A 24,373-nucleotide genomic window follows, 5' to 3' on the forward strand; every position below is an offset into this window, starting at 1 on the left:
CAACCACACCACATAGGCTCTGCCTTGCCTAAATACCAAACAGACTGCTGCAAATTTAACCTTGAAAGATCAACAGACCCTCATAATAATAACAGATAGTCTTTGCATTTAGCCATCTATACATTTAAACTTCCTTTTTTGCGCCGATTTGGTCTTTGGCTTGCGGGCGCTGTTGAGTTACTTATCTGGTTAGATAGTAAAACAAACACCTAAATTCAGCTAAAAGAGGGATATTTTGGCTGTTTAATATATCAATCGACTTCGATTGTTATGAATAATTAACGAGGATTATGATGCAGCCATCATTTGATAAAAATAAAGCAAGGTTTTCTTTGCTCCCCCTACTCACCTTTGTGGCCATTTTTTTAGGCTCAGGCTTATATTTACAATCTCAAGGGGTTGATTATGCATTTTATCAACTCCCAGCACCGGTCGCTATTTTACCTGCGATTGTTCTCGCTTTTATTTTAAATAAAGCCAGTATTAACCAAAGCGTAGCAACTTTTATTAAAGGCGTGGGTAACAATAATATTATTACCATGTGTCTCATATACTTACTAGCTGGTGCTTTTTCTGCCGTTGCAGGTGCAACCGGCGGTGTGGATGCGGTTGTTAATGCCGGTCTTTCACTTATCCCTCCTTCATTATTACTGCCTGGTTTGTTTTTAATAGCGGCAGTTATTTCTACTGCGATGGGTACGTCAATGGGAACTATTGGTGCTATTGGCCCAATTGCCTATGCGGTATCTATTAAAACAGGAATTGATCCTGCTTTAATGGCCGGTACCATTGTATCTGGCGCTATGTTTGGTGATAACTTATCAATAATTTCTGACACCACGATTGCTGCTACCCGTACACAAGGTTGTGAAATGAAAGATAAGTTTAAAGAAAATCTTAAAATTGCGATTCCAGCAGCAGTCCTTACCATTGCATTACTATTATACTTAACGCCTGCAGCTCAGGTTGTAGAAACCAACGACTACGATATTTTGTTAGTTCTTCCTTACGCCTTTATTTTAATACTGGCTGTTTTAGGCTTTAATGTGTTTTTAGTGCTATTAAGCGGTATTGTGTTTGCCGCGTTAATGGGTTTTACCGGTAGCTATGAAGGTGCCAGCTTTGTAAAAGATATTTACAAAGGCTTTAGCGAGATGCAGGAAATATTTTTACTGTCTATGTTTATTGGTGGGCTTTCTGAGTTTATCCGTATTAACGGCGGTCTCGACTATATTGCTCAAAAAATTCAAGCTATTACTAAAATTATTGCAAAGTGGCACCGTAAAGTCGCCGACCAATTAGGGATTGCGGCGCTAGTTGTTACCAGTAACATGTGTATTGCCAATAATACAGTATCTATTATTGTGACCGGCCCTATTGCGAAAAAACTAGCAGAGGATGGCGAAATTAGCGCTAAACGTTCTGCTAGCTTATTGGATATTTTTGCCTGTGTTGTACAAGGTTGTTTGCCTTACGGCGCACAAGCATTGTTACTGGGTGCTACATTTAAAATTAGCCCGTGGGATGTGTCAACCTCGTCTTACTACTGCTTTATTTTAGCCTTTAGCGCCATTGCGGTTATTTGTCTGCGCCGCAATAAAGCGTAAGTTTTGTTTGAACAGCGTATTAAGGTGTTGCCGGTACGCTGTTTTAAAATAAATAATTAACAAGTAAACCATTTTTGCTATAATCGCGCTTTTCGCGTGTCACATAAAATATGGTTATGAAAATTAAAAACTTACTTCCCCTCGTTGCACTCAGTGCGTGTACTTTGAGTTCAACCGTGACTGCCGCTAATTGGAGCAACACGGCGCTTCATATTAACAACGGCAACCACAAAAACCCATTTACTGAACAAAAATCTAATACCACGGTGTACTCAATTGAGCATGCTTCTGGGCATGATTATGGCGATAACTTTTTCTTTATTGATTACAGTACTGACGGCAACGATGATGGCTTTCAAGATCAAGACTTTTATTTTGAAGGTTACTCTACACTTAGCCTATCTGCGGTAATGAGTGAAAAAGTCGCGTCAGGAGCGCTCGTTGATGTTGGCTTAACCATGGGTATAAATGCTGCAGGCGATGCCAAAGTGGTTAAATATTTACCAGGCGTAAAATTAAGCTGGGATGTACCCGGGTTTAACTTTTTTTCTACACTTATAACTGCATATATAGATGATAGCCAAGGCGTTGCAAAAGGCGGTGCCCCCATTGAAACTAACAGCTGGATGTTTGATGTAGCCTTTGATTACCCGTTCATGATTGGCTCGCAAAAGTTTAACGTAAAAGGCCATGCAGAGTACATAGCTGAGCGTAAAGATGAGTTTGGTAACGATGTGCGTGCTTGGTTTTTAGCCCAACCTATTATTGTATGGGATATGGGCCATGCGCTAGAAATGAAAGAAAATACCTTACTGTTGGGTATGGAATGGCAATACTGGCACAATAAATTTGGTACTGATGTTAGTGAATCAGTACCGCAAGTTCATTTAGAGTGGACTTTCTAATATATAATTGAATGTTTTAATTATAAAAAATAAAACCTGTCATTAGACAGGTTTTTTTTATGGCTGATCACAACCTACACTGCGGATTTTTACCTTGTGCTTTAGCTATTTTTTGCTCGCTAAGCGCTTTACTCATTTGCGATTGTAAATTTGCAATACGGCTCGTTGGCGCTGGGTGAGTTGATAAAAACTCTGGCGTAGCCCCACTGCCCGCTTGGCTCATATTTTGCCACAGCGTTACAGACTCTTTTGGGTTAAATCCTGCTTGCGCCATAAGATCTAAACCAATTGTATCTGCCTCTGACTCATGTGAACGACTAAAGGGCAAAACCACACCATATTGAGCGCCCAAACCAAGACCTTGCATAATTTCATTACGGTACTGCACGTTGCCCATTTCAAGTGCTGCTCCCCCTAACTGCATACCAGTTTGCAATAATGAACTTTGTGAAATACGCTCGTTTGAGTGCTCTGCAATCACATGCCCTACTTCATGCCCAATCACAGTGGCAACTTGATCTTGATTTGTTGCTATTTTTAAGAGCCCCGTATGTACACCAATATAACCGCCAGGCAATGCAAAGGCGTTTGCAGACTCATCTTCAAATACCACCACTTCCCAATTTTGAGATGTATATTCTGTAGGAAGCACGGCCACTACTTTTTCAGCAATGCAGTTGACGTAACTGTTTACTTTTGGGTCTTTATTTACCGGCTGCGCTTTTTTCATCTCTGCAAAACTCGCTGTGCCCATTTGAGTCATTTGCTGATCTGAGTAGAGTGCTATTTGCGTGCGCCCAGTTGGTGATGTTTTACAACCTGCTAATACTGTACTGACAAGAACTGCCAAAACCAATTTTTTCATTATGTTAACCTAAAAAAGTTTGTTACTGAGTATAGAATAGCAAACGCGGTATTAGTTTAAAATCTTTGCTTTTTGCGATTAAACAATTAAGTTAGCAGGCAAACTAAGTTTATCCAAGGCTATTGCCCTGCTATAATGCTGCGCCTATATTCGTTGTTTTGAGTTTTTAAATGAGTGCTTCGGCTTCTTCTTTTAATACCCGTATTTTATTACCTTTATTAGCCAGTATTGTCGCGATCACGCCTTTAGCCATTGATATGTATTTACCGGCAATGCTGGTAATTGCCAATGACCTCAATACCAGCATGCCAAATGTTCAAATATCGTTGAGTATATATTTAGCGGGTTATGCATTGGGCATGTTGTTTTTTGGCCCTATAGCCGATCAAATTGGCCGGCGTATGCTGGCACGAATAGGACTCAGTTTATTTGGCTTAAGTTCACTGGCATTAGCATTTACCACTGAAGTGCATACTTTTTGGGGGTTAAGAGCTGTACAGGCATTTACAGGCGCGGCCGCTACAGTTGTCGTCCCTGGGATCATTAGGCACATCTATCAAAAAAATACTGCTAAAGGTATGTCTTACGTGTCTATGATCATGATGATAGCGCCGTTACTTGCCCCCTCTATCGGCTCGGTTATTTTAGGCTTTTCGGTGTGGTCGACTATTTTTATTGTTTTAGCGACCTATAGCTTTGTTATTTTACTCTTTGTGCAACGTTACTTAATCGATATTCCAATATTTAAAAATGAGCGAAAAGGATTAGCATTATTCTTCTCAAGTTATAAAGTGGTATTAAGTAATACGCACGCCCGCGCCGATATTTTAAGCTCGATGTTTGTGTCGTTTGGCTTTTTTTGCTTTTTAACGTCCGTCCCTTATATTTACCTCGACCTATTTAAAGTATCAGAACAATTGTTTGGCCTGTTATTCGCTTTTAATGTAATGGCGCTGATGTTTGGTAACTTTTTAAATACTCGAGTAGTCCCGCGTATCGGCTCTCGTAAAATGCTTTATTACGGCCTAGTGTGTGGTTTTATCTCTGGTGCAGCGTTACTAAGCTTTAGTGTCTTGCACCTATCACTTTACTTTATTGTTGCCTCAATTGCCCCGTTAATGATGAGCTTGGGTATAATAGCGAGTAACGCAGATTCATTGATTTTAATGAGATTTGAGCAAAATACAGGGACCGCAACTGCCGTTATTGGCACCTTACGTTTTGGTAGTGGTGCATTAGTAGGCCCCATACTCGCAGTGATACATGCACAAAGTGCAGTGCCATTTTCAAGTTTAATGTTCAGTGCAGTTGTACTCACTATCCTAGTGCAGTTAGTTCATTATTTTAAAGACAAAAAAAATGCCTCATTATGAGGCATTTTTTAATTGTATACTTAATTAAGCATCAGCTGCTTTAGATACCATAACCATTGCAGGGCGTAATAAACGACCGTTTAATGTGTAACCTTTTTGCATTACTGCTAACACAGTATTAGGGGTCACATCATTACTTGGCTGAATCGACATTGCTTGATGAAAATCTGGGTTAAACTGCTCACCTTGTGGATTTACAATTTCAACGCCAAATTTAGCCACTGCATCGTTAAAGCTTTTTACTGTCATATCAATGCCCTCTAACACAGGCTTAAGCGTTTCGTTTTCTTTATCTGAAAACTCAATTGCACGCTCTAAGTTGTCTATAACAGGAAGTAGTTCGTTTGCAAATTTTTCAAGTGCAAATTTGTGTGCTTTTTCTACATCTTGTGCAGCCCGACGACGCATATTTTCAACGTCGGCAGCAGCACGCACTACGCTGTCTTTTTGATCGGCAATTGTTTGCTTTGCCGCTTCTAATTCAGCATACAACATCGCAATTTCAGCTTCTGGGCTTTGCTCTTGCTCGGCATGTTGCTCAGCGGCTTCTACAGCAGCTTCAACGTCGGCTTCCATTTGTGCTACTTCTTCGTTCAATTCTACTTCTTGCTCTGGGTTTTGTGTCTGCTCAGACATAAAATATACACTCCAATTCTTTACAACTGCGATAATTATGGGGATTGAATAAAAAGATTCAAGAGCTCGATGGCTCTAATAATTTAAATTCTTGGATTATTTTCTCTAATTGCGCTGATTTCGGACAAATAACACAAAAACGACTTTGATATTCCTGATTTTGAAAGTACGGCACAGTGATCACAATGAGATCATCACAGGTGCTAAAAGGTAAGTTTTCAGCACTGAGAATTGAGACCCCATTTTTAAATGCGAGCTTATCTTCCACAAAATTTAAAAATGAAACGCCAATATTAAGACTTTGCTCGCAATCTATTTTTTTATAAAGGTAGTTTTCGCCCACCACTATGCTGTTGTCTGAGCCTAATTTTTGACTTAACTCACGTGTCCATTGAGTCAAAGAGTCATGACAATTTCGAGGGGCGGTATTAGCCATAGCCTGCATTCTGTACAACCCTTCAATGAGTGTTTGTTGACTAAACACTGTATTAAGCCAAGTAGCAAATTCGTACCGTTCACTATTATCGCAGTAACGTGGCTTATTAATACAAATATTATGGCTTTGCCCTGCTCTATCTAACAGTAGGATGAGCCAATTACTGGCATCAAAATCGAGCACTTCTACTCTGAATACTTGCTGAGTTCTGACTTGTGGCAAACCAACACAACAACATACCTGATAGCGCTGACTTAGACCATGTGCAAGTTCAACCAATTCAGCCTGTTCGGGTTGCCAAAAATTGGCTATCTCACTTAAGGTAAAAAACTCCTCAAACCAATAGTCAAAACCATTATTCGTTGGTACACGTCCAGCTGAGGTGTGAGGTGAATACAATAAGCCAATTTTTTCAAGGCGTGCCATTGCGTTGCGAACAGTCGCTGAGCAAACCGCCATACCTTTTTGTTTTGCAATTTTTGTTGAAGGCACAGGTAAGCCATCACCATTACAGTACAGGCTCATAACAGCGGCAAAAATTTGCTGGTCTCGAGGATTTAGTTTCATGTTATCTACATCTTTGAACATAACTGGTATATCGGGGCTACACATTATTATTTCAAGTAGATAAATTAACACCTATACAACAAAACTAAGTTTTACAGTGAATTAATCAAAACGACTGGTCATTAATAATAATCTGTGTTTTCAAACACTTCTTTTTTAGGTTACTCTTACAATTATTGAAACTCTCAGTGTAATTTATTATGGACTCTCCTTTTATCACTATTGGCCTGATTGGTAAACCAAACCACCCTAATGCAGCGACTACACTACAACGATTACATACGTTTTTATTGGCTTTAGGCTTTGAGGTACTTGTGGAGAAAAGAACAGGGAGCCAGCTTAGCGATGTACCTGAGGACAAACTCGTAAAACTCATTGATTTAGGTGAGCGGGCAGATTTAGCAATTGTTGTAGGCGGAGATGGTAACATGCTTGGCGCTGCAAGAGTACTCGCTCGTTTTGATATTGCAGTGATCGGTGTAAACAGGGGAAATTTAGGCTTTTTAACTGATTTAAATCCCGAAGGGTTTGAGGGCAGTTTAGAGCAAGTACTTAGCGGCGACTACATTGAAGAAAAGCGTTTTTTATTAGAAGTTGAAGTGTATCGTCATAACGAGCTTAAAAGCGCGAATTCTGCGGTTAATGAAGCTGTACTCCATGCAGATAAAGTAGCCCATATGATTGAATTTGAAGCATTTATAAATGATGACTTTGTTTTCTCACAACGCTCTGATGGATTAATTGTATCAACACCCACTGGCTCAACGGCCTACTCTTTATCGGGCGGCGGGCCGATTTTAACACCTGAGCTTAATGCCATATCATTGGTGCCTATGTTCCCACACACGTTATCGAGCCGCCCTTTAGTGGTAGATGCCGATAACGAAGTACGTTTAAAGCTCAGCCTAGAAAATACCGACAGCTTACAGGTAAGTTGCGACAGCCATGTTGTACTTGCCGTACTACCCGGTGATGAAGTAGTTATTCGCAAAGCTGATAAAAAATTACGCTTAATTCATCCCAAAGATTACTCTTATTATAATGTACTACGTAAAAAATTAAATTGGGGTAGCCGTTTATACTAAGTTATTGCCAAACCAGTAACTTTAGAGCAAAATATCGTGCTAAACTCTAAATCATCATCGGGAAATCATAGCAATGAATTATGTAGTATTTCTTGCTTTATTATTATTAATCACTTTACTTGCCAGCTACTTATTAATTGAGAGTAATCGTAAAAAAACGATTGAAGCAAAGAAAAAGCTGTTTAACGAACGCCTAGTAAATACTCAATCACGCCTTAAATTAAAACTAAGCGAGTTACTTGATGCTAAGATTATTAATCCTAAATATATTCCTCGAATTCAAGCTGTCGTCAGTAACTTTTTTGTCGTACAGCCACATACAGACGAGAACTTAAATAAGCTAGAAGCATTGTGTAATTCACTTATTAATATACTTAACGAAGAGCTGATAAAAACATATCAAAATAATAACGCTCAGGCATTTGCCGATACCACTGATTATTTTATTTCACAATTGCCTGCACAAGGCATTTTGTATAATAAATATTTTTACCAAGAAGTTCTTCCTTCGTTAATTTTAAAGTTAAAAACTGATGATACAATACAACCAATTGATAACAGTGAGGTTAATAATGAAATCATCTCTAATGAGGAAGAAAGAGCAACACCTACTGAATCGAGTCTCGCTTAAAATTTAAAAATTTAATTTGCAAAAAAACAAAACACTGTATAAATTAACAGTTAATTCACTGGATGGATGAACAGTATGTTAATTGGTTTAGAAATTAAAAATTTTGCAATTGTAAGTAATTTAAGCACTGAATGGCATTCGGGTATGACCGCTATCACCGGTGAAACGGGAGCAGGTAAATCGATCGCCATTGATGCATTATCATTGTGTCTTGGAGAGCGAGCAGAAGCGTCTGCTGTGCGCCCAGGTACTGATAAAGCAGAGGTAAGTGCACAATTTGATTTAAGCAATTTACCACACGCTCATGCTTTTTTAGAAGAGAACATGCTTAATAACGACGACAACGAATGTTTACTTCGTCGAGTTGTTTGTAAAAATGGTCGCAGTAAAAGCTACATTAATGGCAGCCCAGTTACCGCTGCACAACTAAAAGAGCTAGGCCAATATTTAATTTCTATTCATGGCCAACATGCGCACCAGCACCTATTAAAGGCAGAGCATCAGCTACAACTATTAGATGCCTATGCAGGGCATCACAACTTAGTTAATGCAGTAAGCCAACGCTATAAACGTTATGCTGATTTACAAAAAGAATTTAAACTGCTAGAACAACAGCAACAACAACAAGCGGCGCAAAAACAATTATTAGAATACCAAGTGGCAGAGCTAGATGAGTTTGCCTTACAAACAGGTGAATTTGAGCAAATAGAAGCCGAACATTATAAACTCAGTAATAGCCAAACTATATTGCAAGCCTGCCAGCGCGAGTTGCAGCATTTATATGAAAGTGATGAACAAAATGCGTGCTCCCTTTTACAGCACAGCGCCCAACAATTTACTGAACTTGCACAGTATGATGAAAGCTTAGCCAGTGTGGCAACATTATTATCAGAAGCCGCCGTTCAAGTTGAAGAAGCAAGTAGAGAAATACGAAATTACACTGAACAAGCTGATTTAGATCCTGCTCGCTTAACCGAAGTAGAAAACCGACTTAGTGGCGCGATGGATTTAGCTAGAAAACACCATATAAAGCCACAAGAGCTTGTAGAGTTTCACCAAACTATTACACAAGAACTTGACTCTATAAGTAATAACAGCTCACGTCTTGAGCAACTTAAAATAGAAATTGAACATGCTCTTGAGGATTACCAACACGCCAGCGAAGAGTTAAGCGCTAGCCGACACCAATACGCCAATACATTGAATAGCTTAATAAGTGAAAGTATGGCTAATCTGTCGATGGAAAATGGCGTATTTGAAATAGCCCTTACAGCACAAAATGATCGCTCTCCAAATAGCTTAGGCTTTGATAACGTTTCGTTTTTAGTATCAACAAATCCTGGGCAGCCATTGCAACCTTTAGCAAAAGTAGCCTCTGGTGGTGAATTGTCACGCATTAGTTTGGCTATACAGGTTATTATTGCGCAAAAAGTCACGACCCCTACTTTAATATTTGATGAAGTAGATGTGGGTATTTCTGGTCCAACAGCTGCTGCTGTTGGTAAACTACTGCGCCAACTAGGTAAGTCTACGCAAGTAATTTGTGTGACCCATTTACCGCAAGTGGCCAGTAGCGCTCATCAGCAGTTTTTTGTTGCCAAAGAAATTGCAGACGGTGAAACATTTACGCATATGCTGGCACTGAATAAAGATGGCCGAGTAAATGAAATTGCTCGATTACTAGGTGGTGATAATATTAGTAAAACAGCTAAAGCAAACGCGAAAGAGCTTATAAAAGCGCACGGATAAAGTTAATCGCTCTATTGCGCGTTACCTTAACACGGTGGGGATACCTTAATGCAAACAACGGTCATTTATTTTGGCTTAGCAATTAACTGGTTGCTATTAGTGGTCAGTATACTTTTGGCTATTTTTAGTAAGTTTAAACACACACAATTTAAGCAAAGTTTATATCGTTTTTTAAATATGGCATTAATTGTACATATTGTTATTGCTGTTATGCTAGCTTTTAGCAGCACAACTATTAATGGCTTGATAACACTTAGTTGGTTGGTAATTAGCATACAGCTTGTTTGTAACTTTATTTGTTATAAAAGCGTGAAGCGCCGACAAGCCAGGGTAAAACCGAGCCTTGATCACTTCTCGATGGATTAACAGCGCGTTTAAAAATGCTCGCAATCTATGTATTACGGGCATTTTTATATGTAAAATCTCATAATTGTAAAATATAGCTAGGTCAAAACCTACGTCCCTTTTTATAGACCTTAAACACCGACTATGTGAACCATAAATATTTATCCTTGTTTGTAAAACTGAGGGAATAAAAAAGCAAACCCTAAGGTTTGCTTTTGACTCAATGCTAACAAAGGAATCATTCACACTTTTAAATAATCCATAATACCTTCTGCAGCGTTACGTCCCTCAAATATAGCGGTGACCACTAAGTCTGAACCACGAACAATATCACCACCCGCAAATATTTTAGGATTAGTGGTTTGATGGGTAAATTCACCATGCTCGGGTGCATTTATACCACCCCAGTGATTAATTTCTACGTCGTACTGCTCTAACCAATCCATTTTATGTGGCTTAAAACCAAATGCCATAATCACTTGTGTAGCTTCAATAATATGCTCTGAACCCGGTACTTCCTCAGCGCGACGGCGGCCGTTTTCATCGGCTTCGCCAAGCTGAGTTTTTACCATTTTAACACCGGCTACAGCACCTTTGTCATCAAGTACAATCCCTTTAGGCTGAACGTTATAAGTAAAAATTACGCCCTCTTCTTTGGCATTTTTTACTTCACGCTTTGAGCCGGGCATGTTCTCTTCATCACGACGATAAGCACAGGTCACCTTTAATGCGTTATGGCGAATAGAGGTACGCACACAGTCCATTGCTGTATCACCACCACCTAGTACCACTACTTTTTGGTTTGCCATATCAATGCAGGCTTGTTTAGACTCATCGTAACCCATAACACGGTTAGTGTTACCAATTAAGAATGGCAGGGCATCATGCACCCCCGGTGCATCTTCGTTCTCAAGCCCCGCTCGCATACTCTGATAAGTCCCCACTCCCAAGAATACGGCGTCATACTCATTAAGTATTTCATCCATGCTAATATCTTTGCCCACTTCGACATTAAGCTTAAATTCAACACCCATTTCGGTAAATATTTCGCGACGTTTTTGCATGACTTCTTTTTCTAATTTAAAAGAAGGAATACCAAAGGTTAACAGCCCACCAATTTCAGGGTGACGGTCAAATACCACTGGCTTAACGCCATTACGCACTAAAATATCAGCACAGCCCAGGCCCGCAGGCCCTGCGCCAATAATAGCAACTTTTTTATCAGTCCATGTCACATAGGACATGTCTGGTTTCCAGCCCATTTTAAACGCGGTGTCGGTGATGTATTTTTCAATATTACCGATTGTTACTGCACCAAACTCTTCATCTAATGTACATGAGCCTTCGCACAAGCGGTCTTGCGGGCATACTCGTCCACACACTTCTGGCAAACTGTTAGTACGGTGCGATAGCTCAGCGGCCTCTAAAATGCGCCCTGTACGGATCAGTTTTAACCATTGTGGAATATAGTTATGTACTGGACATTTCCATTCACAATAAGGGTTACCACAATCAAGGCAACGATCCGCTTGTGAATTAACCTGATTTTCTGAAAAGGGTTCATAAATTTCTACGAACGATTTTTTACGCGACGAGATTGGTTTTTTGCGTGGATCTACACGCTGCACGTCTATAAATTGATATACATTTTCGCTCATACTGCCCCCTTATTGCGCCTGAACACGTAGTTCGGCGCTACTGCGAGCGCGGTGCCCGAGTAAACTTTTTACGTCACTTGATTTAGGTTTTACTAATTTGAACATCGGTAAATAAAGTTCAAAGTTAGCTAAAATAGTTTCTGCTCTGCATGAGCCTGTCAGCTCTAAATGATCGGCAATTAAGCCGCGTAAATGCTCTTGATGTGAACTTAAGTCATCTAAAGTAACCACTTCAACCAACTCTGGGTTAATGCGTTTCTCAAAATCACCTCGTTCATCTAAAATGTAAGCGAAACCACCGGTCATACCTGCACCAAAGTTCACTCCTACATTACCAAGTACACACACAACGCCACCGGTCATGTATTCACAACCGTTATCACCTACGCCCTCAACAACGGCTTGCACGCCTGAGTTACGTACAGCAAAACGCTCGCCTGCACATCCTGCTGCAAACAATTTACCGCCGGTTGCACCATATAAACAGGTATTACCAATAATTGTTGCTTTATGACTTTCAAATGACGAACCCAATGGTGGGCGAATAACTAGCTTACCGCCGGCCATGCCTTTACCAACGTAATCGTTAGCATCGCCAACCAAAGTCATTTCAAGGCCACCAGCATTCCATACACCGAATGACTGACCAGCTGTACCATGTAATTCAATAACTACCGGATCTGCGGCCATGCCTTGATTACCGTGTTTATCAGCAATATACCCAGAAAGCATGGCACCTACTGATCTGTCGGTATTACAAATACGACTTACTAATGAAATGCCGCTTGAGTTATCTATTGCCTCTTGTGCCTTGCCTAGTAAGCTCTCATTTAACTCACCTAAATAATGCGAGCTATTTGGTGCACTGCAAAACAGTGTTTCACCTGTTGGGTTATTTGGCTGAGCGATAACCGCTGATAAATCTATTTTTTGCTGCTTCGCTGTTTTGCCTTCAATGGCTTCGAGTAAGTCTAAGCGACCAATTAAATCGGTTAGGTTTGCAACCCCTAAACTTGCCATAATTTCACGCGCTTCTTGAGCAATAAACTTAAAGTAGTTCATCGCCATTTCTGGCAGACCATGATAATGCTTTTGACGTAATGTTTCGTCTTGTGTTGCAACACCTGTCGCACAGTTATTTAAGTGACAGATTCGTAAGTATTTACAGCCTAATGCCACCATAGGCCCTGTGCCAAAGCCAAAACTTTCGGCGCCTAAAATGGCCGCTTTGATGATATCAAGGCCCGTTTTTAAACCACCATCTGTTTGCAGGCGAATGCGATGGCGAAGGCCATTTTCTACCAATGCTTGTTGTGTTTCAGCAAGTCCCAACTCCCATGGGCTGCCAGCGTATTTAACCGAGGTTAATGGACTTGCACCCGTTCCGCCGTCATAACCTGAAATAGTAATTAAGTCGGCATACGCTTTCGCTACACCGGTTGCAATTGTGCCAACACCCGGTTCAGATACCAGTTTTACAGAAATCAATGCATTCGGATTTACTTGTTTTAAGTCAAAAATCAGCTGGGCTAAATCTTCGATAGAATAAATATCGTGATGCGGCGGAGGTGAAATAAGTGTCACACCCGGTACCGAGTAACGAAGCTTGGCAATATAGGGCGTGACTTTTTCACCCGGTAATTGTCCGCCTTCCCCAGGTTTAGCGCCTTGCGCCACTTTTATTTGAATGACATCCGCATTGCGTAAATAATGCGGCGTTACACCAAAACGACCCGAGGCTACTTGTTTAATACGTGAATTTTTTTCTGTGCCGTAACGCAGCTTATCTTCGCCACCTTCACCAGAATTTGAGCAGCCACCTAAACGATTCATGGCAATTGCGAGTGCTTCATGCGCTTCTGGCGATAATGCACCAATACTCATAGCCGCTGAGTCAAACCGTTTATAAAGCTCAGTTGCAGGTTCTACGTCATCAATACTTATACCCTTTTCTGGAAGTTTTAAAGCCAACATATCGCGCAGAGTCGCGACTGGACGGTGATTAACTAGCTTTGCGTATTCGCTGTAATCACTGTACTCGCCGCTACGTACTGCTTTTTGTAACGTTTGAATCACATCAGGGTTGTAAGCATGGTACTCGCCGCCATGTACGTACTTAAATAAGCCACCATGGCTTAATAATTTACGTTTACTAAGCGCCAGTTTATGCAAGCTTTGCTGGTCTTCATCAAAATCGCTAAAACATGCCCCTTTAATACGGCTCGCCACGCCTTTAAAACACATCTCAACAATCGCATCTGATAGGCCAACCGCTTCAAACAACATTGAACAACGATATGAAGCCACGGTACTGATGCCCATTTTAGACATGATTTTGTACAAGCCTTTGTTAATTGCTTGACGATAAGCCAGTGTAACTTCACAGTATGACTTATTAATTACCTTAGTATCGCTCATAGCCACAAGTGACTCGTACGCTAAATACGGGTAAATTGCGGTTGCACCAAATCCAAGTAATACCGCAAATTGATGCGCATCGCGAACGCTGCCAGTTTCAATAATAATATTTGACTCACAGCGTAAGTTATTATCTACCAAGCGTTTCTGTACCGCACCCACCGCCATAGCAGCAGGAATAGGTAATTGATTGTCATCAAAGTTACGATCCGTTAATACCAGCATAATGCAGCCAGATGCGGCTTTTGCTTGTGCTTCGTCACAGATGCGCTTAACCGCATTCTCAAGGCCTTCTTCTACGGTGTAAGTAATATCAATCTTACAATAGCTGTAGTGCGCTTCATCGGCGTTAAGTAGCTGCTGCATATCGGCGTACATTAAAATAGGCGTATCAAATTGCAGGCGTTTAGCGTGCCCTGTTGTTTCATTAAATACGTTTTGCTCACTGCCAATACACGTTGCAAGCGACATTACATGGTTTTCACGTAACGGATCAATTGGCGGATTAGTAACCTGAGCAAACTTTTGACGGAAATAATCATAAAGTGAACGGTGCCCTTCACTCAGTACGGCAAACGGCGTATCGTCACCCATTGAGCCAGTGGCTTCTTGCCCATTTTCACCCATAACACGAATAACACTGTCTAGCTCTTCATTAGTATAGCCAAACATCTTTTGGTATTTGACAAGGGTTTCATCATCAAATGAGCGATTGCCCGCATCTTGCTCGGTAAGTGCTTCAAAAGGCGTTAATCGTTTAACGTTTTCTTCTAACCACGACTTATAAGGGTGGCGTGATTTTAAATCTTGGTCAATTTCATCTGAATGCCAAATTTTACCCAATTTAGTATCAATAACGAGGAGTTCGCCCGGGCCAACACGTCCTTTTTCGACCACTTCGTCAGCGGTGTAATCCCATATCCCTACTTCAGACGCTAAAGTAATAAAGCCATCTTGAGTGATGATATAGCGCGCTGGACGCAAACCATTTCGGTCTAAGTTACAGGCAGCAAAACGACCATCCGACATAACAATCCCTGCAGGGCCATCCCACGGTTCCATATGCATCGAATTAAAATCATAGAATGCGCGAAGGTCGTCATCCATAGCACGGTTTTTTTGCCATGCTGGCGGCACTAGCATGCGCATCGCACGGAATAAATCCATACCACCAGCTAAAAACAGCTCTAGCATATTATCTAGGCTAGATGAGTCAGACCCTGTTTCATTAACAAACGGCGCTGCGCTTTGTAAATCAGGAATAAGCGGCGAAGCAAATTTATAAGAGCGTGCACGGGCCCACTGGCGGTTACCTTCTATAGTATTAATCTCACCATTGTGCGCTAAATAACGAAATGGTTGCGCTAAAGGCCAGCGAGGCTGTGTGTTTGTAGAGAAGCGTTGATGAAAAACACAAATAGCACTGGTCATGCGAATATCAGCAAGATCGAGATAAAAATTTGGCAAGTCAGCAGGCATCATTAAGCCTTTATAGATGGTGACTAGCCCAGATAAGCTCGCGATATAAAATGATTCATCATCCATCAAGCGTTTTTCTGCACGACGACGTGCAACATACAAGCGGCGTTCTAAGTCTTTAGAACGCCAACCTTCAGGCGCACTAATAAAAATTTGTTCAAACCCAGGCAATTGCTTTAGGGCTATAGGTCCTAACATTGATGGATCTGTAGGAACAACACGCCAACCTAAAATATTAAGCGTTTCTTTTTCTAGTTCTTCGCTTAAAACATCTTTAGCTGCTTGTGCTAATACCGGATCAGCATTGAGGAAAATCATCCCAACGGCGTAATTTTTACCTAAATGCCAATTATTTTCAGCAGCAATAGAACGAAAGAAGCTGTCTGGTTTTTGAAGTAACAAGCCACAACCATCACCCGTTTTACCATCAGCAGATATACCGCCGCGGTGCTGCATGCGATCTAAACCGGTGATTGCCGTACGAATGAGTCGGTGACTCGCTTGGTTATTAACTTGGGCTATTAAGCCAAAGCCACAATTATCTTTTTCTAATTTTGAGTCATATAACATGGACCCCTCCCCTTGCTGCACTGTTAACGTGGATGAACGGCTCGACGATTTGCTAACAGACGATCAAAATTAGCGTTATTCCTAACCTGAGTCAATATTTTTCTGAATACATATTCATTATATTGAATATATTTCAACTTCATTAAAAATCATAAAATAATGCTAAATATTAACATTTGAGCAGATATTGGATCGAAAACTTTAATGACACCGGTGTTATTTTTAAGAACTTGTAAATAAAATACCTCCATCAAAAACAGTTTACGTAAACGTAAACCATGCAAATAATGAATAATTATTCACTGTCGTATTTTCTTCTTTATTAACTTGCTGATAATTACCTTTTACAAGCAAATTAATTAATAGTTTTTTACAGCGGTTTAAATTAATGCATATATTATTTAATAGTTACCAGTGTTTGCTTTCATATTATGCATCGAATGAAGTTGGACCTGCCTTACCTCCAGGTAAACTTTGTTTGGCCACCTAAGCAAAAACAGTACTGCAATGAATACAGACATAAAATATAAAGCACTTTAAAATCAAAATACTAAAAGTTGACATGTCACTCGACTGCGTAAAAACAGATTCGCTTTTGAGTAAGCTAGCACGGTTTACTCGTGGAGTATTTTTAATTTCATCAACTTGATTAAGGTGGGTATTGTATCGACAGGTTATTGGATCGGCAGAGAATTGAACCTCATCATAGGCAAATAAGCCTATACCATTGTGAAATCGGCAGGTTCAGTGCTATTTAAGCTTACGCTAGACATAAAAAAGCTGCTTATAGCAGCTTTTCTTAACCCTAAACGCTTATTCAGCGTCTGCAGGTTTATGCTTTGCAGCTGTTTCAGCGATCAGCGGTTGTAATTCACCACGTTGAAACATTTCAATGATAATGTCACAGCCACCAATTAACTCACCTTCAACCCAAAGTTGCGGGAAGGTAGGCCAGTTAGCGTAAGCAGGAAGCTCTGCACGAATGTCTGGATTAAGTAAAATATCCACATATGCAAACGGTTCACCGCACGACATTAATGCTTGTGATGCTTGTGAAGAAAAACCACAATTAGGCAGTTTTGGTGATCCTTTCATGTATAAGATGATTGGGTTTTCAGCAATTTGCTGTTTAATTTTATCGATGGTTTCCATTTACAACCTCAAAATGACGATAGCGAACACATTAGGCCTTGAAAAAGTTTCACTGTGGCCTCAGATATATAGATTAACATAGGCAATTAAAGCCTCAATCTTAAATAGCTTTAGCAAGAGCATTGCTGTTTGCTAAAACTTGAGTAAAATACTCAACAATTATAGTAACACTATATTCCTGTTTGGTATAGATAAGTGCCCTGTTTGCGCAGGCATTACGTATTACTAAATAGACTATCAACCAAAAGAAGATGGAGATAAAAAATGGCATTTGAACTACCGTCACTACCGTATGCAATTGATGCACTTGAGCCACATATTTCACAAGAAACGTTAGAATTTCACCATGGTAAACACCACAACACTTATGTGACTAAACTTAACGGTTTAATCCCAGGCACTGAGTTTGAAGGTAAATCACTTGAAGAGATCGTATGTTCTTCAGAAGGCGGTGTATTTAACAACGCAGCTCAAATCTGGAACCACACTTTCTACTGGAACAGCCTATCTCCAAATGGCGGTGGCGCTCCAACAGGTGCAATTGCTGATGCAATTAACGCTAAATGGGGCTCATTTGACGCATTTAAAGACGCGTTAAACGACAAAGCAGTAAATAACTTTGGTTCGAGCTGGACGTGGTTAGTTAAACTAGCTGATGGTTCACTAGACATCGTTAATACATCTAACGCTGCAACACCATTAACAGATGCAGGTGTTACACCAATCCTAACAGTGGATTTATGGGAACACGCATACTACATTGATTACCGTAACGTGCGTCCAGATTACCTTAATGGTTTCTGGTCACTAGTTAACTGGGAATTCGCGAACGCTAACTTCGCATAATTAGTTTTAAACTAATCTTTAAAAAGACGCTTAGGCGTCTTTTTTTATGCCCGCTACTTTATTTGATTCCCTTTATACGTAGGTTGTTTTCTAAAAGCGCATCATGATCATTTTTCATATAAATTTTTAATTTTATTGCACAAAAATTTAAATTCGTGACTAGACTTTAAACAGTGAATACATTTTCCAAGTAGGTTTCGGAGGTCATTATGACTATTTTTGATCACTACCAAGCACGTTATGAATCAACACAAGAAGAAGAGTACAGTGTTGCTGAGTTTCTAGAAATTTGCAAAACCGATAAGTCTGCTTATGCCAGTGCACCGGAAAGATTACTGATGGCCATTGGCGAGCCTAAAATGGTAGATACCGCTACCGATACCCGTTTAAGTCGCTTATTTTCGAACCGTGTTGTTGCACGTTACCCTGCATTTGCCGATTTTTATGGTATGGAAGACGCCATTGAGCAAATTGTTTCTTATCTAAAACACGCGGCACAAGGCTTAGAAGAGTGTAAACAAGTGCTTTACTTGCTTGGTCCGGTGGGTGGCGGTAAGTCATCGATTGCTGAAAAGCTAAAGTATTTAATGCAACAAGTGCCTATTTATGCAATTAAGGGCTCTCCAGTTAATGACCATCCGCTGTCATTATTTGATCCCGTTGAAGATGCCAGCCTACTCGAAAAAGAATATGGAATTAAGTCTCGTTACCTCAAAACGGTAATGTCGCCATGGGCCGCAAAACGTTTACAAGAATTTAATGGTGATATTAGTCAATTTAGAGTGGTTAAACGCTTCCCATCAATTTTAAATCAAGTTGCGATTGCTAAAACAGAGCCCGGAGATGAAAACAATCAAGATATTTCTGCTCTTGTCGGTAAGGTCGATATTCGCCAGCTTGAACACTTTGCACAAAATGATCCAGATGCTTATGCCTATTCAGGCGCATTATGTTTAGCCAACCAAGGCTTAATGGAATTTGTGGAAATGTTTAAAGCCCCTATAAAAGTGTTACACCCACTACTAACAGCCACACAAGAGGGCAACTATAACGGCACAGAAGGTATAAGCGCCCTGCCATTTAACGGCATGATACTCGCCCACTCTAATGAATCAGAATGGCAAACCTTTAAAAACAATAAAAACAACGAAGCCTTTTTAGACCGTGTTTATATTGTTAAGGTCCCGTATTGCTTACGAGTGACCGAAGAAATTAAAATTTACGATAAGCTGATTGAACACAGTGAGCTTTACAACGCCCCCTGTGCGCCAGGTACACTTAAAATTTTAGCCCAATTTACCACTCTTTCGCGCTTAAAAGAGCCGGAAAACTCAAGTCTTTACTCTAAAATGCGAGTTTACGATGGTGAAACCCTTAAAGACACCGACCCAAAAGCGAAGTCTTATCAAGAGTATCGTGATTACGCTGGTGTTGATGAGGGCATGACCGGTCTTTCAACCCGTTTTGCGTTTAAGATTTTATCGCGAGTATTCAACTTTGACACCACCGAAGTGGCCGCTAACCCTGTGCATTTGTTTTATGTGCTTGAGCAACAAATTGAGCGTGAACAATTTAGTGCCGAGGTTGAAGAACGTTATTTAAGCTTTTTAAAAGGCTATTTAATTCCACAATATGTTGAGTTTATAGGTAAAGAGCTACAAACCGCGTACTTAGAGTCATATTCAGAATATGGCCAAAATATTTTTGACCGCTACGTTATTTATGCTGATTTTTGGATTCAAGATCAAGAATACCGCGACCCTGATACAGGGCAATTATTTGACCGTGATGCACTCAACGCTGAGCTTGAAAAAATAGAAAAACCTGCAGGTATTTCAAACCCTAAAGATTTTAGAAATGAAATTGTTAACTTTGTACTGCGTGCTCGCGCTCATAACAATGGCAAAAATCCGCTGTGGACAAGTTATGAAAAACTACGCACGGTTATTGAGAAAAAAATGTTCTCAAACACGGAAGACTTACTCCCTGTTATTTCATTTAATGCAAAAACATCAGCTGAAGATCAGCAAAAGCATGAGGACTTTGTTAATCGTATGGTTGAAAAAGGCTACACGCAAAAACAAGTGCGCTTGCTATCTGAGTGGTATTTACGGGTTAGAAAATCGCAATAACCTTCATAATTGCAGTTTTTAGGAGGTCATTATGGCGCATTTTATCGACAGGCGTTTAAATGGCAAAAACAAAAGCACAGTTAACCGCCAGCGTTTTATTAGGCGTTATAAAAAGCAGATCAAAGAAGCGGTGTCTGATGCGATAAATAAACGCAGTGTCACTGATTCAAGCTCTGGAGAGAGTATCTCTATTCCGCAGCGTGATATTAATGAACCTACTTTTCATCAAGGTAGAGGCGGTAATAGAGAGCAAATACACCCTGGGAACGATCAATTCTCTACTGGCGACAAAATAGAACGCCCTAAAGGAAGCAAAGGTGGTGGCGCAGGCAAAGGTGAAGCAAGTGACTCTGGCGAAGGCCAAGATGAATTTGTTTTTTCTATCTCTAAAGATGAATACCTTGATTTGTTATTTGAGGATTTAGAACTCCCTAATTTGCAAGAAAATCAGCTTGATAAGCTAGTGCAAATGAAAACCCATCGCGCTGGCTTTTGCAGTGATGGTATGCCCAGTAATATTGATGTAGTGCGCTCATTACAAGGCTCTCTAGCTCGTCGTATTGCAATGACCGCAGGTAAAAAACGCCACCTTAGCGAGCTTGAGGGGCAACTAGCACTGCTGCTTGAACAACCACACTGTGATAAAGCCGCTGTGGCCTTATTACAAAAAGAAATCGACACACTTAAACAGCAAATAAAAACCGTGCCCTTTATCGATAATTACGACTTACGTTTTCGTAACTACGACAAGCAACCACACCCAACCAGTAAAGCGGTGATGTTTTGTATTATGGATGTGTCAGGTTCAATGGATCAAGCAACAAAAGACATGGCAAAACGCTTTTACATTTTGCTTTATCAGTTTTTAACTCGCAGCTACAAAGACATCGACGTTGTATATATTCGCCATCATACCCAAGCTAAAGAAGTTGATGAGCAAGAATTTTTTTATTCACAAGAAACAGGCGGTACCATTGTTTCAAGTGCACTAAAACTGATGAATGAAATAATAGCTGAGCGCTATAACGCTGATGAGTGGAATATATACGCGGCACAAGCTTCTGATGGCGATAATTGGGCCGATGATACGCCCCAATGTGGGCACATTTTACGTAATAAAATACTTAAAGCTGTTCGCTATTTTGCCTATATAGAAATTACCACACGTGCTCATCAAAGCTTATGGCGCGAGTATCAAAGCATTAGCCAAACGAACAGTAATTTTGCCATCCAACATATTCAAGGTGTTGAAGATATTTACCCTATATTTAGGGAGCTATTTAAAAAAGGTCGTCAACAGCAAGGGGCTGCATAGCCAAAGCGAGGTAGCATTATGAACGATAATCAAATAAGTGATGGGCCCGATTGGACCTTTGAACTATTACAACAATACCAAGACGAAATAGCGCGTGTGGCTGAGCACTATAAGCTAGACACCTACCCTAACCAAATTGAAGTGATCACCGCAGAACAAATGATGGATGCCTACTCAAGTGTAGGCATGCCCATTGGCTACACTCACTGGTCGTATGGTAAAAAATTTATTCAAACGGAGCAAAATTATAAACGCGGCCAAATGGGACTTGCGTATGAAATTGTGATTAATTCGAACCCCTGTATTGCTTACCTAATGGAAGAAAACACCCTTCCGATGCAGGCACTGGTTATGGCACATGCTTGCTATGGGCATAACTCATTTTTTAAAGGTAATTATTTATTTAAAACTTGGACTGATGCAGGCTCAATTATTGATTATTTATTGTTTGCTAAAAATTATATTAGCCGCTGTGAAGAAAAATACGGTATTTCCGAAGTAGAAAGCATACTCGATTCTTGTCATACATTAATGAATTATGGCGTTGATAGATACAAACGTCCGCAGCGAATTTCATTATTTGAAGAGCAAAAGCGCCAGCAAGAACGTGAGGAGTATCTGCAATCTCAAGTTAATGATCTGTGGCGAACTATCCCTTCTCAACAGCAAGAATCAAAAAAGGACGAACGCCATTTCCCTCATGAACCACAGGAAAATATTCTGTACTTTATTGAAAAAAATGCCCCTCTACTTGAGTCATGGCAGCGAGAAATTGTGCGTATTGTGCGAAAAATATCACAATACTTTTATCCGCAAAAACAAACCCAAGTAATGAATGAAGGTTGGGCCACTTTTTGGCACTACACTATTTTGAACCATTTATATGATGAGGGAAAACTAACAGATTCATTTATGTTAGAATTTTTACAAAGCCATACTAATGTTGTTTATCAACCTCCTTATAATAGTGATTACTACTCCGGTATTAACCCCTATGCACTAGGTTTTAATATGATGGTTGATATACGTCGTATTTGTGAAAATCCGACAGAAGAAGATAAACGCTGGTTTCCTGAGCATGCGGGCAGTGACTGGCTCGAGACACTGCACTTTGCAATGCAAAATTTCAAAGATGAGAGTTTTATTAGCCAATTTTTATCCCCTAAGCTGATTCGGGACTTTAAATTATTCACCATAGTCGACCATGCTAGTAACCCACATTTAGAAATAGGCGCTATTCACGACGATAATGGCTACAAAGCGGTTAGAGAAGCACTTTCTGCACAATATAACCTTAGTAATCATGAGCCTAACATACAAGTTTACGATGTTGACTTACGCGGCGACCGCTCTTTAACTCTACGATATGTACCTCATAATGCCGTTCCACTGGCTAACTCCCATGGGGAGGTATTAAAACACCTTTACAGACTATGGGGCTTTAAGGTAAAACTGGAACAGGAGTCAAATTCTGGTGAGATTTCAACCATTGATCAATGTCCAATTGATGATTCATGCTATCAATAGAGTAAAACACATAATCAATTAGCGGACGGCAGAGCGTGTCGTCTGTTTAATGTCATTGATGACTTTAATCGTTAAGAACTAATACCAATCTGCTTGGATATGGGATCTATTTTAACGATAAGAAAATTGCTCTATAACTAGGCAAAATTTTTGATATCTAGTTGTTCTAAATGAAAAAAATTAACAACGTTATAGGGTGATTTAATTCGTTAAATTGTTCAAATATTTATGCAGGTTGGTATAACTATTGACGCTGATTTATCACTGCCAGCTGAACCTGTTATCCGTTCGTTAAATCAAATTATAGAATGGCGGGGTAAACCAAAAGCTATCAAATGTGATAATGGCCCTGAATATATTAGCAAGCAGCTAGCGCAATGGGCGTTGAATAATGATATCGAATTAAAGTTTATTCAACCTAATAACCTGCAGCAAAATGCATGTATAGTGCTTCAATCGAACTGTTCATTACGACTGGCTAAATCATTGTATTTAAAGCGATATTAGTGAGTTACAAGACAGAGTGACTGGTTCGGTATAAATTTATAATAATGAACACCCTAACATGGGCTTGTGTGGCATAACAACAATACAAAAGCTGGAAGATTAAATAACGAAAATTCTACAGCTCGCCTCCATTACAAATGAGGAGATTACCATTCCAATAAAGTTCATTGAGCAAAAGGGTATACAATTGATACATAGGGTACGTAAAAGGCTAGTAAAATCACAAGCTGCGTTAAGTAATCAAATATATAGCAGCAATGAACTTAGCATTCCTACCAACCACTATCTTGCAATTAAATAGAGTCCATACATAATACTATTACTAAAATTAGAGCCGACTTGATTTTTATAGGATATCTAGTGGAGAATCAATATTAAAATAAAGATGCGGAGAATCTGTTTATTTTTCTAGTTTTAATTTACAGTATTATGCTTGATTTTAGATAAAGCCGAATACGTGTAGTGATTTTATTTCCTATCAGAAGGCAATTGTGGAGCATAAATATATAACATTCGTTAACGGAAGAGCCCTATCAAGGTTGAGTCAACTATTTCTTCCACTCAATGTTT

General features: G+C 39.9%; 17 protein-coding genes. 11 read left to right on the plus strand and 6 right to left on the minus strand.

Going from position 1 to position 24,373, the window contains the following annotated elements; genetic code table 11:
* The first annotated feature begins 293 nt into the window (after nt 1–293).
* On the plus strand, nt 294–1,607 hold the full coding sequence (locus KG708_RS05525) for a Na+/H+ antiporter NhaC family protein (RefSeq protein ID WP_213609308.1): 1,314 nt from the start codon (nt 294–296) through the stop codon (nt 1,605–1,607).
* Between the two features lie 110 nt (nt 1,608–1,717).
* Complete coding sequence (locus KG708_RS05530) at nt 1,718–2,512, plus strand: nucleoside-binding protein (RefSeq protein WP_213608483.1); 795 nt, start codon at nt 1,718–1,720, stop codon at nt 2,510–2,512.
* A 67-nt stretch (nt 2,513–2,579) separates the two neighbouring features.
* Here the strand turns inward: KG708_RS05530 and KG708_RS05535 are convergent, their stop codons facing one another.
* Complete coding sequence (locus KG708_RS05535; RefSeq protein ID WP_213608484.1) at nt 2,580–3,377, minus strand: M48 family metallopeptidase; 798 nt, start codon at nt 3,375–3,377, stop codon at nt 2,580–2,582.
* A 170-nt stretch (nt 3,378–3,547) separates the two neighbouring features.
* Between KG708_RS05535 and KG708_RS05540 the strand changes: the two genes are divergently transcribed.
* Nucleotides 3,548–4,750: a Bcr/CflA family efflux MFS transporter gene (locus KG708_RS05540; protein ID WP_213608485.1), complete on the plus strand. Its 1,203-nt coding sequence runs from the start codon at nt 3,548–3,550 to the stop codon at nt 4,748–4,750.
* A 24-nt stretch (nt 4,751–4,774) separates the two neighbouring features.
* On the opposite strand, the gene grpE is transcribed toward KG708_RS05540, so the two are convergent.
* Nucleotides 4,775–5,386, minus strand: a complete 612-nt coding sequence (gene grpE / locus KG708_RS05545) for a nucleotide exchange factor GrpE (RefSeq protein WP_213608486.1) — start codon at nt 5,384–5,386, stop codon at nt 4,775–4,777.
* Nucleotides 5,387–5,444: 58 nt separating this feature from the next.
* Entirely contained in the window at nt 5,445–6,410 is a 966-nt protein-coding gene (locus tag KG708_RS05550) for an HrcA family transcriptional regulator (protein WP_213608487.1), read from the minus strand.
* A 179-nt stretch (nt 6,411–6,589) separates the two neighbouring features.
* Between KG708_RS05550 and nadK the strand changes: the two genes are divergently transcribed.
* The 3 genes from nadK (at nt 6,590) to recN (ending at nt 9,854) form a co-directional block, all read left to right on the plus strand.
* Nucleotides 6,590–7,474, plus strand: coding sequence for an NAD(+) kinase (nadK, locus tag KG708_RS05555; RefSeq protein WP_213608488.1), 885 nt, complete (start codon nt 6,590–6,592; stop codon nt 7,472–7,474).
* A gap of 73 nt (nt 7,475–7,547) precedes the next feature.
* The gene (locus tag KG708_RS05560) at nt 7,548–8,105 is read left to right on the plus strand and encodes a hypothetical protein (RefSeq protein WP_213608489.1); all 558 of its coding nucleotides are present in this window, start codon (nt 7,548–7,550) and stop codon (nt 8,103–8,105) included.
* 75 nt (nt 8,106–8,180) lie between these two features.
* The gene (recN, locus tag KG708_RS05565) at nt 8,181–9,854 is read left to right on the plus strand and encodes a DNA repair protein RecN (RefSeq protein WP_213608490.1); all 1,674 of its coding nucleotides are present in this window, start codon (nt 8,181–8,183) and stop codon (nt 9,852–9,854) included.
* A 587-nt stretch (nt 9,855–10,441) separates the two neighbouring features.
* Here the strand turns inward: recN and KG708_RS05570 are convergent.
* From KG708_RS05570 to KG708_RS05580, 3 genes are all read right to left on the minus strand, one after another.
* Nucleotides 10,442–11,857 (minus strand): FAD-dependent oxidoreductase, encoded by a 1,416-nt coding sequence (locus KG708_RS05570; protein ID WP_213608491.1) that lies wholly within the window; start codon nt 11,855–11,857, stop codon nt 10,442–10,444.
* 9 nt (nt 11,858–11,866) lie between these two features.
* On the minus strand, nt 11,867–16,324 hold the full coding sequence (gene gltB, locus KG708_RS05575) for a glutamate synthase large subunit (protein ID WP_213608492.1): 4,458 nt from the start codon (nt 16,322–16,324) through the stop codon (nt 11,867–11,869).
* Nucleotides 16,325–17,137: 813 nt separating this feature from the next.
* Nucleotides 17,138–17,476, minus strand: coding sequence for a Grx4 family monothiol glutaredoxin (locus KG708_RS05580; RefSeq protein ID WP_024602947.1), 339 nt, complete (start codon nt 17,474–17,476; stop codon nt 17,138–17,140).
* 264 nt (nt 17,477–17,740) lie between these two features.
* Between KG708_RS05580 and KG708_RS05585 the strand changes: the two genes are divergently transcribed.
* From KG708_RS05585 to KG708_RS17805, 5 genes are all read left to right on the plus strand, one after another.
* Nucleotides 17,741–18,322 carry a Fe-Mn family superoxide dismutase gene (locus tag KG708_RS05585; protein WP_213608493.1) on the plus strand — a complete coding sequence of 194 codons (582 nt, stop codon included), beginning with the start codon at nt 17,741–17,743 and terminating at the stop codon, nt 18,320–18,322.
* A 209-nt stretch (nt 18,323–18,531) separates the two neighbouring features.
* On the plus strand, nt 18,532–20,454 hold the full coding sequence (locus KG708_RS05590; protein ID WP_213608494.1) for a PrkA family serine protein kinase: 1,923 nt from the start codon (nt 18,532–18,534) through the stop codon (nt 20,452–20,454).
* 31 nt (nt 20,455–20,485) lie between these two features.
* A complete protein-coding gene (locus KG708_RS05595; protein WP_213608495.1) occupies nt 20,486–21,769 on the plus strand; it encodes a YeaH/YhbH family protein in 1,284 nt (427 codons plus the stop codon).
* Nucleotides 21,770–21,787: 18 nt separating this feature from the next.
* Nucleotides 21,788–23,296, plus strand: a complete 1,509-nt coding sequence (locus tag KG708_RS05600; RefSeq protein WP_213608496.1) for a SpoVR family protein — start codon at nt 21,788–21,790, stop codon at nt 23,294–23,296.
* Nucleotides 23,297–23,524: 228 nt separating this feature from the next.
* On the plus strand, nt 23,525–23,803 hold the full coding sequence (locus KG708_RS17805) for a DDE-type integrase/transposase/recombinase (protein ID WP_213608497.1): 279 nt from the start codon (nt 23,525–23,527) through the stop codon (nt 23,801–23,803).
* Nucleotides 23,804–24,373: the final 570 nt, after the last annotated feature.

The organism is Pseudoalteromonas sp. (genome assembly GCF_018402495.1).
GTDB lineage: Bacteria > Pseudomonadota > Gammaproteobacteria > Enterobacterales > Alteromonadaceae > Pseudoalteromonas.